The organism is Aeromonas sp. ASNIH5, from assembly GCF_002902865.1.
Classification (GTDB): domain Bacteria; phylum Pseudomonadota; class Gammaproteobacteria; order Enterobacterales; family Aeromonadaceae; genus Aeromonas; species Aeromonas caviae.
In genome coordinates, this window is the sequence record NZ_CP026122.1 from 293,599 (window position 1) to 308,040 (window position 14,442).

The 14,442-nt window shown below is 64.3% G+C and carries 9 protein-coding genes; 1 reads left to right on the forward strand and 8 read right to left on the reverse strand.

Going from position 1 to position 14,442, the window contains the following annotated elements; all coding sequences use genetic code 11:
* Window positions 1-56 precede the first annotated feature (56 nt).
* Window positions 57-3,950, forward strand: a complete 3,894-nt coding sequence (purL, locus tag C2U30_RS01280; protein ID WP_103242998.1) for a phosphoribosylformylglycinamidine synthase — start codon at window positions 57-59, stop codon at window positions 3,948-3,950.
* A 269-nt stretch (window positions 3,951-4,219) separates the two neighbouring features.
* Here the strand turns inward: purL and nuoN are convergent, their stop codons facing one another.
* From nuoN to nuoG, 8 genes are all read right to left on the reverse strand, one after another.
* Window positions 4,220-5,683 (reverse strand): NADH-quinone oxidoreductase subunit NuoN, encoded by a 1,464-nt coding sequence (nuoN, locus tag C2U30_RS01285; protein ID WP_103242999.1) that lies wholly within the window; start codon window positions 5,681-5,683, stop codon window positions 4,220-4,222.
* Between the two features lie 43 nt (window positions 5,684-5,726).
* Window positions 5,727-7,244: an NADH-quinone oxidoreductase subunit M gene (gene nuoM, locus C2U30_RS01290; protein WP_103244619.1), complete on the reverse strand. Its 1,518-nt coding sequence runs from the start codon at window positions 7,242-7,244 to the stop codon at window positions 5,727-5,729.
* A gap of 69 nt (window positions 7,245-7,313) precedes the next feature.
* On the reverse strand, window positions 7,314-9,161 hold the full coding sequence (gene nuoL, locus C2U30_RS01295; RefSeq protein ID WP_103243000.1) for an NADH-quinone oxidoreductase subunit L: 1,848 nt from the start codon (window positions 9,159-9,161) through the stop codon (window positions 7,314-7,316).
* Window positions 9,158-9,466 (reverse strand): NADH-quinone oxidoreductase subunit NuoK, encoded by a 309-nt coding sequence (nuoK, locus tag C2U30_RS01300; RefSeq protein WP_010675036.1) that lies wholly within the window; start codon window positions 9,464-9,466, stop codon window positions 9,158-9,160. The genes nuoL and nuoK overlap by 4 nt, the downstream gene beginning before the upstream one ends.
* A 79-nt stretch (window positions 9,467-9,545) precedes the next feature.
* Window positions 9,546-10,085 carry an NADH-quinone oxidoreductase subunit J gene (gene nuoJ / locus C2U30_RS01305; RefSeq protein ID WP_010675035.1) on the reverse strand — a complete coding sequence of 180 codons (540 nt, stop codon included), beginning with the start codon at window positions 10,083-10,085 and terminating at the stop codon, window positions 9,546-9,548.
* 9 nt (window positions 10,086-10,094) lie between these two features.
* A complete protein-coding gene (gene nuoI / locus C2U30_RS01310) occupies window positions 10,095-10,637 on the reverse strand; it encodes an NADH-quinone oxidoreductase subunit NuoI (RefSeq protein ID WP_010675034.1) in 543 nt (180 codons plus the stop codon).
* A gap of 90 nt (window positions 10,638-10,727) precedes the next feature.
* Window positions 10,728-11,693: an NADH-quinone oxidoreductase subunit NuoH gene (gene nuoH / locus C2U30_RS01315; RefSeq protein WP_010675033.1), complete on the reverse strand. Its 966-nt coding sequence runs from the start codon at window positions 11,691-11,693 to the stop codon at window positions 10,728-10,730.
* The gene (nuoG, locus tag C2U30_RS01320; protein ID WP_069785148.1) at window positions 11,690-14,419 is read right to left on the reverse strand and encodes an NADH-quinone oxidoreductase subunit NuoG; all 2,730 of its coding nucleotides are present in this window, start codon (window positions 14,417-14,419) and stop codon (window positions 11,690-11,692) included. Before nuoG ends, nuoH begins: the two co-directional genes overlap by 4 nt.
* Window positions 14,420-14,442: the final 23 nt, after the last annotated feature.

Consider the following 14,442-nt stretch of genomic DNA (forward strand, 5'->3'; position numbering starts at 1 on the left):
CTATAATACGCGCGTCTCAAATCCCCCCACACTCTAAAACTTGGTGAGAAAGGTATATGGAAATCTTGCGTGGTGCCCCAGCACTGTCTGAGTTTCGTGTCCACAAGCTGCTGCAGAGCTGCGCACAGAGAGGAGTAGAGATAGCAAGCGTCTATGCGGAATACGTGCATTTTGCCGAGCTGACGAGCCCGCTGTCGCCCCCCGAGCGAGCGACCTTGGGCCAGCTTCTGCGCTACGGCCCGACCATCCCGGAACACACCCCCAGCGGTCAGCTGTTCCTCGTTACCCCCCGCCCCGGCACTATCTCCCCCTGGTCTTCCAAAGCAACCGACATCGCCCACAACTGCGGCCTGAAACAGGTCAAGCGGCTGGAGCGCGGCATTGCCTATTACGTGCAGGCCAAGGGTGAGCTGAGCGTGGCCCAGCGTAGCGAGATCGCGGCCCTGCTGCACGATCGCATGATGGAAGTGGTCTTTGCCGAGATGAACGAGGCCGCCGCCCTGTTTGCTCACCACGAGCCGCGCCCCTTTACCCAGGTAGATGTGCTGGGTGGTGGTCGCGCCGCCCTGGAAGAGGCCAACGTGGTGCTCGGTCTGGCGCTTGCCGACGATGAAATCGACTATCTGGTGGAGAACTTCACCAAGTTGGGTCGCAATCCCAACGACATCGAGCTCTACATGTTTGCCCAGGCGAACTCCGAGCACTGCCGTCACAAGATCTTCAACGCTGACTGGACCATCGACGGCGAGCAGCAGCCCAAGTCGCTGTTCAAGATGATCAAGAACACCTTCGAGCAGACGCCGGATCATGTCCTGTCTGCCTACAAAGACAACGCCGCGGTGATGGAAGGCAGCCAGGGTGGCCGCTTCTTCCCGAGCCCCGCCAACGGTGAGTACCAGTATCACCAGGAGCGTGTCGACATCCTGATGAAGGTGGAAACCCACAACCACCCGACCGCCATCTCTCCCTTCCCGGGTGCCGCGACCGGCTCCGGCGGCGAAATCCGCGACGAGGGTGCGACAGGCCGTGGCGCCAAGCCCAAGGCGGGCCTGGTGGGCTTCTCCGTCTCCAACCTGCGCATTCCCGGCTTCGAGCAGCCCTGGGAGCAGGACTTCGGCAAGCCGAGCCGCATCGTCAGCGCCTTTGACATCATGCAGGAAGGGCCCCTTGGCGGCGCCGCCTTCAACAACGAATTCGGTCGCCCTGCCATCCTGGGTTACTTCCGTACCTTCGAAGAGCAGGTGCCGAGCCACAACGGCGTCGAGGTGCGCGGCTACCACAAGCCCATCATGCTGGCGGGTGGTATCGGCAACATCCGCAGCGAGCACGTTCAGAAAGGGGAGATCCCGGTGGGGGCGGCCCTCATCGTGCTGGGTGGTCCGGCCATGAACATCGGCCTGGGTGGCGGCGCCGCCTCCTCCATGGCTTCCGGTCAGTCTGCCGAAGATCTCGACTTCGCCTCCGTGCAGCGTGACAACCCCGAGATGGAGCGTCGTTGCCAGGAAGTGATCGACCGCTGCTGGCAACTGGGGGACGACAACCCGATTGTCTTCATCCACGACGTGGGCGCCGGTGGTCTCTCCAACGCCATGCCGGAGCTGGTGAGCGACGGGGATCGCGGTGGTCGCTTCGACCTGCGTGCCATTCCGAACGACGAGCCGGGCATGAGCCCGCTGGAAGTCTGGTGCAACGAATCCCAGGAGCGCTATGTGCTGGCCGTGGCCCAGGACAAGCTGCCTCTGTTCAAGGCCTTGTGCGAGCGCGAACGCGCCCCCTATGCCGTCATCGGCACCGCCACCGAAGAGAAGCATCTCACTCTCTCTGATGATCACTTTGACAACCAGCCCATCGATCTGCCGCTGGACGTGCTGCTTGGCAAGGCGCCCAAGATGCACCGCGACGTGCAGAGCCTGCCTGCCCAGGGCAAGGCGCTGCAACTGGACGGCATCACCCTCAGCGACGCCGCAGAGCGCGTGCTGCGCCTGCCGACCGTGGCGGAGAAGTCCTTCCTCATCACCATCGGCGATCGCACCGTAACGGGCCTCGTCAACCGCGACCAGATGGTCGGCCCCTGGCAGATCCCGGTGGCTGACTGCGCCGTCACCGCCGCGACCTACGACAGCTACCACGGTGAAGCCATGTCCATGGGCGAGCGCACCCCGGTGGCGCTGCTCTCTCATGCCGCCTCCGCCCGCATGGCGGTGGCCGAGGCCTTGACCAACCTGGCACCAGCCAATATCGGCTCCCTCAAGCGGGTCAAGCTCTCCGCCAACTGGATGTCTGCCGCCGGCCACCCGGGGGAAGATGCGGGTCTCTACGAAGCCGTGAAAGCGGTGGGCGAAGAGCTCTGCCCGGCCCTTGGCATCACCATCCCGGTGGGCAAGGACTCCATGTCCATGAAGACCCGCTGGCAGCAGGATGGGGAAGAGCGCAGCGTCACCTCGCCGCTCTCCCTGCTCATCTCCGCCTTTGCCCGGGTCGAGGACGTGCGCAATACCGTGACCCCGCAACTGCGCACCGATCTCGGTGAGACCGACCTTATCCTCATCGACCTTGGCAACGGCAAGCAGCGCCTCGGCGCCTCGGCCCTGGCCCAGGTTTACCGCCAGCTTGGGCAAAGCGCTCCGGATCTGGACAACCCGGTCCAGCTCAAGGGCTTCTTCAACGCCATCCAGGCGCTGGTGGCGGATCGCAAGCTGATTGCCTACCACGACCGCTCCGACGGCGGCCTCTTCGTCACCCTGACCGAGATGGCGTTTGCCGGTCACTGCGGCCTCGACATCCAGCTCGATCGCGTGGGTGGCGACCTGCTGCCGGCCCTGTTCAATGAGGAGCTGGGGGCCGTCATCCAGGTTCGTCGCGAAGACAAGGAAGCGGTGCTGACCCTGCTGGCCGGTCACGGTCTGGCAGCCTGCTCCCATGTGCTGGGCACGGTGCGCGAAGACGACCTCATCCTGCTCCAGCGTGCCGGCAGCGAGGTGTATCGCGCCAGCCGCACCGCCCTTCGCACCATCTGGGGCGAGACCAGCTGGCAGATGCAGCGCCTGCGGGACAACCCGGAGTGCGCCGATCAGGAGCATGCCACCCGCCAGGACGCCACCGATCCGGGTCTGCAGGCCAGGCTCACCTACAACCCGTCCGACGACGTGGCCGCGCCCTATATCGCTCGCGGGGTTTCTCCCCGTCTGGCGGTGCTGCGCGAGCAGGGGGTCAACTCCCACGTGGAGATGGCGGCCGCCTTTGACCGCGCCGGTTTTACTGCGGTGGACGTGCATATGAGCGACATCCTCGAGGGGCGCATCAAGCTGGAAGATTTCCAGACCCTGGTGGCCTGTGGCGGCTTCTCCTACGGGGACGTGCTGGGGGCGGGCGAAGGCTGGGCCAAGTCCATCCTGTTCAACGACAACGCCCGTGAGCAGTTCCAGCGCTTCTTCGAGCGTGGCGATACCCTCTCCCTGGGGGTGTGCAACGGCTGCCAGATGATGTCCAACCTGCGCGACCTCATCCCGGGGGCGGATCTCTGGCCGCGCTTCGTGCGCAACCGCTCCGAGCGCTTCGAGGCGCGCTTCAGCCTGGTGGAAGTGCAGGACTCCCCGTCCGCCTTCTTCGCCGGGATGGCTGGCTCCGTGATGCCGATTGCCGTCTCCCACGGGGAAGGGCGCGTGGAAGTGCGCGATGCCGCTCACCTGGCTGCGCTGCAACAGAGCGGTCTGGTGGGGCTGCGTTTCGTGGACAACCGCGGCAACGTCACCGTGCAATACCCGGCCAACCCCAACGGCTCCCCTGACGGTATCACCGCGGTGACCAGTGCGGACGGTCGCGCCACCATCATGATGCCGCACCCGGAGCGGGTGTTCCGCACCGTGGCCAACTCCTGGCACCCGGACAACTGGGGAGAGGATGGCGCCTGGATGCGCATGTTCCGCAATGCTCGGGTTCGCCTGGGTTAAGCGCCAGCAAGAAACCAAAAACCGGCCCCAGTGGCCGGTTTTTTTATGGGCATGGGTCTGAGAATGGGGAGGGCAGGAGGAGGCGAGCACGATGGGGGCAAGGCCATCTTCAGCTCGCTGCTCGGCGAGCTGCTTGCTGGAGGATATGGCATGGATTGAGAGGACCGATCTGGTATCGCCTGCCAGACGGGCAAGCCGGACCGGGCCTTGGCGGACATAAAAAACCGGCCACGGAGGCCGGTTTCGCTGTGTGAACTGTGAACTTGAGGCTAGCGCAGCACCACGTGCTGGAAGCCCTGTACCAGACTGATGACGGGCTGGGGGTAGATGCCGAGCAATACCACCAGAATGGCGGAGAGCAGCACCACCAGGCCCCCGGAGGAGAAGGCCCAGTCGGCCCTGGCATCGCGCAGTTGCATGCCGGGTTCACGCAGGTAGAGGGTGACCATGACCCGCAGGTAGTAGTAGAGCCCCAGGGCACTGCCGAGCACGATGGCGCCACTGAGCCACCACAGCTTGGCATCGACGGTGACGCCGATGAGGTAGAACTTGCCGATGAAGCCCAGTGTCATGGGGATACCCGCGAGGGAGAGCATCATCACCGTCATCACCGCCGTCAGATAGGGGCGCTTCCAGAACAGACCGCGATAGCTGTGCAGGGAGTCCGCATCCTTGCCGCGATAGGGGCTGGACATCATGCTGATGACGCCGAAGGCCCCCAGGCTGGTGAACAGGTACATCAGCAGGTAGACACCCGCCGCTTCCACCGGCATCTCGCCGAGGCGGCTTGCCACCACCACCCCCAGCAGATAGCCGAAGTGGGAGATGGAGGAGTAACCCATCATCCGCTTGATGTTGGTCTGGATCAGCGCCAGGAGGTTGCCGACCACGATGGAGACGACCGCCATGGCCGCCAGCAGCCAGTGGATCATGGGATCCGAGGTGGCGGGTACTGCCAGGTAGAAGCGCAGCAGCACGCAGAACACGGCTATCTTGCTGACGGTGGCGAGGAAGGTGGCCACCGGTGCCGGCGCCCCTTCATAGACGTCCGGGGTCCAGAGGTGGAAGGGGGCGAGGGACAGCTTGAACGCAAAGCCGACCAGCATCAGGCCAAAGCCCCCCATCAGCAGCGGATGGTGAGCCGGGCTCTGGGCCAGGGTCACACCGAGATCGCTGAAGCTCAGGCTTCCGGCCTGGGCGTAGAGCAGTGCCATGCCGAACAGCAGGAAGGCGGTGGCACTGGCGGAGAGCACCATGTACTTGATGCTGGCTTCCAGCGAGCGCCGCTCGCGATAGGCATACCCCACCAGACCGAACATGGGCAGGGTCAGCATCTCGATCCCGATGAAGAGCGAGGCGAGGTGACGGGAGGCCGCCAGCACCAGACCACCGGCGGTGGCGATGAGCAGCAGCAGGTAGAACTCTTCCCGGTTGTCCGGATAGCCCTTGAGCCAGGTGCGACCGAAGGTGCAGGTGGCCAGGGCCCCGATGAGCACCAGCCCCATGTAGAAGACCGCGTAAGCGTCCACTTGCAGCAGGGGAGTGACCCCCTGATCCCCTTGGGCCATCACGATGGGCAGGGAGAAGAGCGCGAGGTTGAGGCCGATGATGGTGACCACGAAGGCGGTGTCGTCACAGCGCTTCCAGGCGATGGCCAGCATCAGGGCCACCATGGCCCCCGTGGTCAGCAACAGGGGCAGCAGGGCCAGCAGTTGAGAAACAGTAAACGTCATGACAGTGCTCCCGACATGGACAAGGAAGGCGAAAGAGAAAGCATCATTGCAGCGCCCCCGTGCCCGGCAGCGCGTACCAGTGCAGCACGCTCAGCAGGCTGCTGCTGGCGGTGTCGAGCACCGGCTGGGGATAGAGACCGAGCAGCACCAAGAGGCCGGCGATGGTCAGCATCATGGTCAGTTCCCGGGTATCCAGCCCCTTGAGCATGCTCTCCTCCCGGGGCGTCCCGAAGCAGGCCCGCTGCAGCATGATGAGGGAGTAGACCGAGGCCAGCACCAGCCCGAAGGTGGCGATGACGGTGATGACGGGGGCCACCTGGAAGCTGCCGATGAGGATCAGGAACTCGCCGACGAAGTTGCCGGTCCCCGGCATCCCGAGGGATGCGACGGAGAAGAACAGCATCACGCCGGGCAGGTAGCGCAACCGTCCCCAGAGACCGCCCATCTGGCGCAGATCCCGGGTGTGCAGACGCTCGTAGAGCTGGCCGCACAGAATGAAGAGGCCGGCGGCCGAGAGCCCGTGGGCAATCATCTGTACCACTGCCCCTTGCAGGGCGAGCTCGCTGCCCGAGTAGATGGCGATCATCACGAAGCCCATGTGGGAGATGCTGGTGTAGGCAACCAGCCGCTTGATGTCGGTCTGGGCAAAGGCCAGCAGGGCGCCATAGACGATGCCGATGAGGCCGAGCACCATGGCGTAGGGGGCAAACTCGGCGGACGCCTCGGGGAAGAGCGGCAGAGTGAAGCGCAGCAGGCCGTAGGCCGCGGTTTTGAGCAAGATGCCCGCGAGATCCACGGAGCCTGCGGTGGGCGCCTGGCTGTGGGCATCAGGGAGCCAGCCATGGAGCGGCACCAGGGGCATCTTGACCGCGAAGGCGATGAAGAAGCCCAGCATCAGCAGCCACTGTACCGTGCTGCTCATGGGGGTGTTGAGCAGTTCCTGATAGTTGAAGGTGAAGACACCGGTGGCGGCGTGGTGGGTCAGTACCAGGCCCAGGATGGCCACCAGCATGATGAGGCCGCTCGCCTGGGTGTAGATGAAGAACTTGGTGGCGGCGTTGATGCGCGACTTGCCATCGGTGACCGAGTGGCCCCAGAGCGCGATCAGGAAGTACATCGGCACCAGCATCATCTCCCAGAAGAAGAAGAAGAGGAACAGATCCACCGCCATGAAGACGCCGAGCACGCCACCCAGGATCCACAGCAGGTTGAGGTGGAAGAAGCCGATGCGCTGGACGATCTCCTTCCAGGAACAGAGGATGGCCAGCACGCCGATGAAGCTGGTGAGGATCACCATCAGGAGAGACAGCCCGTCCACGGCAAGGTGCAGGGAGATGCCGAAGCGGGGGATCCAGGGTTGTTGCCACTCGGCTGCCCAGACGGGGAGGCCGGGGCTGGCGAGGGTGAAGTCACCACCGAGCCAGATGGCGCTGGAGAGCACCAGACAGGCGCTCATGGAGGCGAGGGCCACCCAGCGGACAAACTGTCCGCCGAGCCGCTCCATCTGCCAGCAGAGCAAGCCGCCGATGAAGGGAATTAGCAAGATCCAGAGTAAGGTCACGATATCAGCTCTCATCTAGGTTCTAGTCGGGCAGGCGCTGAGCCTGCCACACAATATTGGGCTCATGGATCAGCCGAGCAGCAGCAGGGCCAGGATCAGGGCGGCGCCCATCCCCATGGAGGCTGCGTACCAGCGCAACTTGCCGGAGACGGTCCAGGCCAGCAGCTGATGCCCCCCCTGGGCCAGTACGGCGGGCAGGTTCATCATCCTGTCCAGCGGATCCTTGCCGAGCAGGCGAGTCGCCAGCAGGTAGGGCTTGACCCAAATCAGGTCATAAAGCCAGTCAAAGCCCCAGGCATTGAACCAGAGGGTGGACAGAGCCCGCCCCGGTGCACTCTCGGCGATCCCCTTCGCCAGGCGACGTTCGCCGAGGAAGAGGAAGGCGGCCAGCGCAATGCCTGCCACGGCGATGACGCCTGAGAGGATCTCGAGGCCATGGCGTCCCTCTTCGATGTGATCCCCCGGGCCGGCCGGCAGCACTCCTGCCAGCGGCGGCACGATGAGGGCGCCGACTCCGGTGGAGAGCACCAGCAGCACCAGCAGTGGCAGATGGTGGGCAAGGCCCTGTCCGGCGTGAGTCTGGGTCTGCTCCTTGCCGTGGAAGGCGATGAAGATGAGGCGGAAGGTGTAGAGGGAGGTGAGGAAGGCACCACCCAGACCGGCCCACAGCAGGGCGCTCTGGCCGCTGGCCTGCACCTGCCAGAGGATGGCGTCCTTACTGTAGAAACCGGCGGTCACCAGTGGCAGCGCGGCCAGGGCCGAGCCCCCCACCAGGAAGCAGGCGTAGACCAGCGGCAGCGATTTGCGCAGGCCTCCCATCTTGAAGATGTTCTGCTCGTGGTGGGTCGCGATTATGACGGCCCCGGCGGAGAGGAACAGCAGCGCCTTGAAGAAGGCGTGGGTCATCAGGTGGAAGATGGCCCCTTCCCAGGCACCAACGCCGAGGGCCAGGAACATGTAGCCAATCTGGCTCATGGTGGAGTAGGCCAGGATCCGCTTGATGTCGGTCTGTACCAGGGCGGCGAAGCCCGCCAGTACCAGGGTAATGGCACCAACCAGCGCCACCAGATGGAGGATCTCCGGTGCCAGCAGGAAGAGGCCGTGGGTGCGGGCGATGAGATAGACACCAGCAGTCACCATGGTGGCCGCGTGGATCAGCGCCGAGACCGGGGTCGGGCCCGCCATGGCGTCTGCCAGCCAGGTCTGCAGCGGCAGCTGGGCGGATTTGCCGACCGCGCCGCCGAGCAGCATCAGGCAGGCGAACGACAGGGCAGGGGAGCCTTCTGCGAACATCGCGGGGGCGCGCACCAGCAGCTCGTGAATGTTGAGGGTGCCGAGCTCGCGATAGAGCACGAAGAGCCCGATGGCGAGGAAGACGTCGCCGACCCGGGTCACCACGAACGCCTTGAGGGCGGCGGCGCCGTTGTTGCGATCCTTGTAGTAGAAGCCGATCAGCAGGTAGCTGCACAGCCCCACCCCTTCCCAACCCAGATAGACGAACAGCAGGTCATCGGCCAGCACCAGGAACAGCATGCTGGCGATGAAGAGGTTGGTGTAGGTGAAGAAGCGCGAATACCCCTCTTCCCCGCGCATGTACCAGGAGGCGAACAGGTGGATGAAGAAGCCCACCCCGGTCACGACCCCCAGCATGGTCAGCGACAGCCCATCCAGGGAGAGACGGAAGGCGGGCTGGAACTCGCCCACCGTCATCCACTGCCACAGGGTCTGGGTATAGACGCCGCCTTCCGGCATGGTATTGAGAAAATCGATGCCGACCCACAGGGTAGTGAGGGCCGAGAGACCGATGCTGCCGACACCGATGAGCGCCGAGGTGCGCTCGCCGAGGCGGCCGAGGGAGAAGGCCAGCAGCAGCCATCCCAGCAGCGGGAACAGGAAAGTCAGATATAGGAGGCTCATCCGCGCATCTCGCTCACAGTGTCCACGTTCAGGGTGTGGTAACGACGATAGAGCAGCAGTAACAGGGCGAGGCCGATACTGGCCTCCGCTGCCGCCAGAGAAATCACCAGTATGTACATGATCTGGCCGTCGGCCTGGGCCCAGCGGCTACCCGCCACCACGAATGCCAGGGCGGACGCGTTCATCATGATTTCGATACTCATGAGGATAAACAACAGGTTGCGGCGTATCAGCAGGCCGCACAGGCCGATGGCAAACAAAATGGCCGCCAGCAGGAGGCCGTGCTCCATGGGAATTCCACTCATCGCCATGCTCCTTGTGCTTGCTGGATGGAAAGGGGGCGGGCTGCCGGCAGCGAGCCATGCATCACCACGGGGATGTCGCTCATTGCTGACCTCCTTCCTGTGTGGTGCGAGGCACGGAGAGCACTTCCCCGCTCTTGTCCTCGCGGCCCAGGTGATAGGCGGTGACCAGACCCGCCAGCAGCAGGATGGAGGCGAGCTCCACCGCCAGCACATAGGGGCCGAACAGGGCGATACCGACTTCCTTGGCGCTGACCTCGGTCAGACCCAGTTCACCGCCGGTCACGCCGAGAATGCCGTGGGCCAGAAAGCCCAGCAAAATGAGGGAGAGCAGGGCCGGGCCACCCCAGGTCATGGGGGTGAGCCACTTCTTCTCCTGATCCTGGGCGCTCCCCAGGTTCAGCATCATCACCACGAACACGAACAGCACCATGATGGCGCCGGCGTAGACGATCACCTGCAGGGCCCCCGCAAAGGCGGCGCCCAGGCAGAAGAAGATCATGGCCACGGCGATGAGGGAGATGATGAGATTGAGCAGCGCATGCATGGGGTTGCTGGTGCTGATCACCCGCAGCGTGCTGTAAACGGCGACCAGGGCCGCGGCATAGAATGCCAGTTCCATGATTGACTCCTAGGGCAGCAGGCTCTTGACATCGATGGGCTTGGCTTCGTTCTCGGCATCCCCTTTGGGTTTGCCGTCGATGGCCATCCCGCTCATGCGGTAGAAGTTGTAGTCCGGGTATTTGCCGGGGCCGCTTATCAGCAGATCTTCCTTCTCGTACACCAGATCCTGGCGACGATACTCCCCCATCTCGAAATCCGGCGTCAGCTGGATGGCGGTGGTGGGGCAGGCCTCCTCGCACAGGCCGCAGAAGATGCAGCGGGAGAAGTTGATGCGAAAGAACTCCGGGTACCAGCGGCCATCTTCCCGCTCCGACTTCTGCAAGGAGATGCAACCGACCGGGCAGGCGACAGCACACAGGTTGCACGCCACGCAGCGTTCGTCCCCATCGGGATCCCGGGTCAGTACGATGCGACCGCGAAAACGGGGGGCGGCGTAGACCGGCTGCTCCGGGTAGCTCAGGGTTTCACGGGGGCGCCAGGCATGGGAGAAGACCATCCCAAGACTGCGCAACTGGGTGCCAACACCCTTGATAATGCTCGTAATTTTCATAGGTGCCTCACTGCACATTTATCAGCACTGGCGTCTGGGCGCTTCCTTGCCGCAGACGGCCGAATCATCGTCATGTCCATCTCGTTTTGCTCACGCATTCATCAGCACCACGGCAGCGGTGACCAGCATGTTGAGCAGGGTCAGGGGCAGGCACACTTTCCAGCCAAAGGACATCACCTGGTCGAAGCGCGGGCGGGGCAGGGAGGCCCGCAGCAGGATGAAGAACACCATGAAACAGGCGGTCTTCAGGGCGAACCAGATGAAGGGCGGCAGCCAGGGGCCGTGCCAGCCACCGAAGAAGAGGGTCACGATGAGGGAAGAGATCAGCACGATGCCGATGTACTCCCCCACGAAGAAGAGACCCCACTTCATGCCCGCGTACTCGATGTGATAGCCGTCGGCGAGCTCCTGCTCGGCCTCCGGCTGGTCAAACGGGTGGCGGTGGGTGACGGCGACCCCGGCAAACAGGAAGGTGACGAAGCCCAGGATCTGGGGGATCACGTTCCACATGCCGGCCTGGGCCTCGACGATGTCACGCAGGTTGAAGCTGCCGGTCTGGATGACGATGCCCATGAGCGAGAGGCCAAGGAACACCTCGTAGGAGAGGGTCTGGGCCGAGGCGCGCAGGCTGCCGAGCAGGGAGTACTTGTTGTTGCTCGACCAGCCGGCGAACAGCACGGCATAGACCGCCAGCCCGGCGATCGCCAGGATATAGAGCAGCCCCACGTTGAGATCCGCCACGCCCCAGGTGGGGGTGATGGGTACCACCGCAAACGCCAGGATGAAGGCGGTGAAGGCGATGATGGGGGCCAGCACGAAGATCCGGCGATCCGCAAAGGGCGGGATCCAGTCCTCCTTGAAGAACATCTTGACCATGTCGGCCGCCAGTTGCAGCAGGCCGAAGGGGCCAACCCGGTTGGGGCCGTAACGGTCCTGCCACAGTGCTAGCAGGCGGCGCTCGATGAAGCTCATGAAGGCGCCAGCCCCCACGATCCCCACGAGCACGACCAGGGCCTTGCCGACCTCGATCAGCAGATCCATCAGAGAGTCGCTCATGCGATGACCTCCTGCAGGTTATCGATCAGGGCGTGGTGCAGGGCGGTCGGCAGGCCGTTCACCCCGAGTGGCAACCCTGCCAGGCCCGGAGCCAGCGCATCGCTCAGGCGAAGACGCAGGCGCCAGTGGTTGCCACCCCAGGAGAAGGCCACCAGTGCGTCAGGGGACAGAGCCAGGCGCGCGGCATCCGCCGGGTTCAGTACCAGGGTGGGTTCCCCCATGCGAGCCTGGATGACCGGGCTTCTGGCGGAGAGCTCCTCGCCACCGAACAGCTGGTCATAGCTCACCACCTGCAAGGATGCGGCGGGCTGGAAGGGGGCCGGGATGGCACCAAACCAGCCCAGATTGCCTTCGCCCGGCTCCAGCAGGCGGCGACCGGGATCCCCGGCACGCAGGTTGCCACCCACCTCGTCCTGGAACTTGTTCCAGGCGGAGGGGGAGTTCCAGCCCGGCGCCCAGGCAAACGGTACCTGGGAGAGGGGCTGGCGGGCACCGGCGTAGCCTTCCATGGAGAAGGCGAACGGCGAATCGGGATCCTGGGCGACTCTGGGCTCGCTCACGTTCTGGTTCGCCAGCATGGAGGTGCGACCACTGTAGCGGTGCGGCTCCCGGGCGAGCTTCATGCCGCGAATGCGCAGGCCGGCGTTGGGTGCAGCTTCCCCCATGGTGGTGAGCAGCGGGGCGCTGGCGGCGCAATCGCGACTCACATCGTCGAAGGTGTTCCAGCGAACCGAACGCGGTTGCTGGCTCCCTTGCAGGGCATCCAGCCAGCGCCAGCTTTCGCGCACCTGGATATCGGCGTTGTAGAAGGCGGGAGCATAGACCTGGAAGAAGCGCTGGGCGCGGCCTTCCATGTTGACCAGGGTGCCATCGCCTTCTGCAAAACTGGCGGCAGGCAGCACCAGATCCGCCTTCTTCGCGGTGGCCGTCTCCTGATGGTCGATGACCAGCAGGTGTTGCAGGCGATCCAGGGCGGCGTCCACTCGGCTGCGGGGGGCTCGGCGGTAGAGGTCGTTCTCAAGAACGACCAAGGCAAGTCTCTCTTCCCCTTCCATGCGCTCGAGGGCTGCCTCCAGCGGGGCGGCATGCCGGGCCAGCATGGCCAGTCCCAGGCTGTTGGCTTCCTGAGCCACCAGGGCAAGCTCCGCGGCCTGGCCACGGCCCTTGAGGGCGCGGGCGATGTTGCTGGCCGCTTCGATCAGCGCCTCGTTGCGGGCACCATTGCCTGCGATAATGAGGGGCTTTTTGGCGTTGCCAAGCAGGTCGGCCCATTGGGCGGCGAGGGCCTGCTGTTCGGGGGAGAGATCCGTTGGTGCCGGTGCACTGGCATCCAGCAGGTGGGCGATGGCAAACCCGAGGCGCGCCTGATCCGCGTGGGGGGCGTGCAGGGTGCTGCTCGCCACGTCATCCAGGCGGGTGGCATCCAGACTGGTGATGAGCAAGGGGTAGCGCTGGTTCTGGGCCAGGGTCTGCACGGCGGCGACCTGCCAGAGATCCACCTTCAGCTTGCGGGCAATTTCGCGCCCCTTGCCTTTCACCGCCTGGCGCAGGGCCAGGGCGATGCGTGCGGCGGTCTGGGTGACATCTTCCCCGAGCACCAGCACGGCGTCGGCCTCTTCCATGTCGCGCAGGCTGGGAGTACGCACGCCGCCGTGCTCCAGAATGTCCAGCATCTTCTGCAGGCATTTCCATTCGCTCTGCTCGACCCCGGAGTAGAAGTTGGCGGCCCCTACCAGTTCGCGCAGGGCGAAGTTGCTCTCCAAGGAGGCGCGGGGTGAGCCGATGCCGATGACGCCGCTGGCGGTGCGCAGCGCATCCGCGGCCCGGTTCAGGGCACCATCCACCGTGATGGCCAGCTTGTCACTGCCATCTTGCAGCAGGGGTTGGCGCGGGCGGTCGGTCAGATTGACGTGACCGTAGCCGAAGCGGCCGCGATCGCAGAGGAAATAGTGGTTCAGGGCGCCGTGGAAACGGTTCTCGATGCGGCGCAGCTCGCCGTAGCGCTCACCCGGGCTGATGTTGCAGCCGACCGAGCACCCCTGGCAGATGCTGGGGGCGAACTGCATGTCCCACTTGCGGTTGTAACGCTCGGAGTGGGTCTTGTCGGTGAAGACGCCGGTGGGACAGACCTCCACCAGGTTGCCGGAGAATTCGCTCTCCAGGGTGCCATCTTCGACCCGACCGAAGTAGACGTTGTCATGGGCGCCATAGACCCCGAGATCCTCGCCACCTGCGTAATCCTTGTAATAGCGCACGCAGCGGTAGCAGGCGATGCAGCGGTTCATCTCGTGGTTGATGAAGGGGCCCAGATCCTGATTCTGGTGGGTGCGCTTGGTGAAACGGTAGCGGCGGCTGTTGTGGCCCGTCATCACCGTCATGTCCTGCAGGTGGCAGGCGCCACCCTCTTCACACACCGGGCAGTCGTGGGGATGGTTGGTCATCTGCCACTCCACCACCGTCTTGCGAAACTCCTTCGCCTCTTCATCCTCGATGGAGATATAGGTGCCATCGGTGGAAGGGGTCATGCAGGACATGACCAGGCGGCCGCGCTTGTCGTCGGCATTCTGATACTGTTTGACCGCGCACTGGCGGCAGGCACCGACGCTACCGAGCGCCGGGTGCCAGCAAAAATAGGGGACGTCCAGACCCAGCGACAGACAGGCTTGCAGCAGGTTGTCTGCCCCGTCTACCTCGTACTCTTTACCGTCTACATGAATGGTTGCCATACAACTTCCCTGAAACCTGTTTT

Excerpts from the sequence above, each read along its gene's own strand:
- nuoI (WP_010675034.1), bottom strand. The coding sequence starts at position 10,637 with ATGAAAATTACGAGCATTATCAAGGGTGTTGGCACCCAGTTGCGCAGT.
- nuoG (WP_069785148.1), bottom strand. The coding sequence starts at position 14,419 with ATGGCAACCATTCATGTAGACGGTAAAGAGTACGAGGTAGACGGGGCA.
- nuoN (WP_103242999.1), bottom strand. The coding sequence starts at position 5,683 with ATGACGTTTACTGTTTCTCAACTGCTGGCCCTGCTGCCCCTGTTGCTG.
- nuoK (WP_010675036.1), bottom strand. The coding sequence starts at position 9,466 with ATGAGTGGAATTCCCATGGAGCACGGCCTCCTGCTGGCGGCCATTTTG.
- purL (WP_103242998.1), top strand. The coding sequence starts at position 57 with ATGGAAATCTTGCGTGGTGCCCCAGCACTGTCTGAGTTTCGTGTCCAC.
- nuoJ (WP_010675035.1), bottom strand. The coding sequence starts at position 10,085 with ATGGAACTGGCATTCTATGCCGCGGCCCTGGTCGCCGTTTACAGCACG.
- nuoL (WP_103243000.1), bottom strand. The coding sequence starts at position 9,161 with ATGAGCCTCCTATATCTGACTTTCCTGTTCCCGCTGCTGGGATGGCTG.
- nuoH (WP_010675033.1), bottom strand. The coding sequence starts at position 11,693 with ATGAGCGACTCTCTGATGGATCTGCTGATCGAGGTCGGCAAGGCCCTG.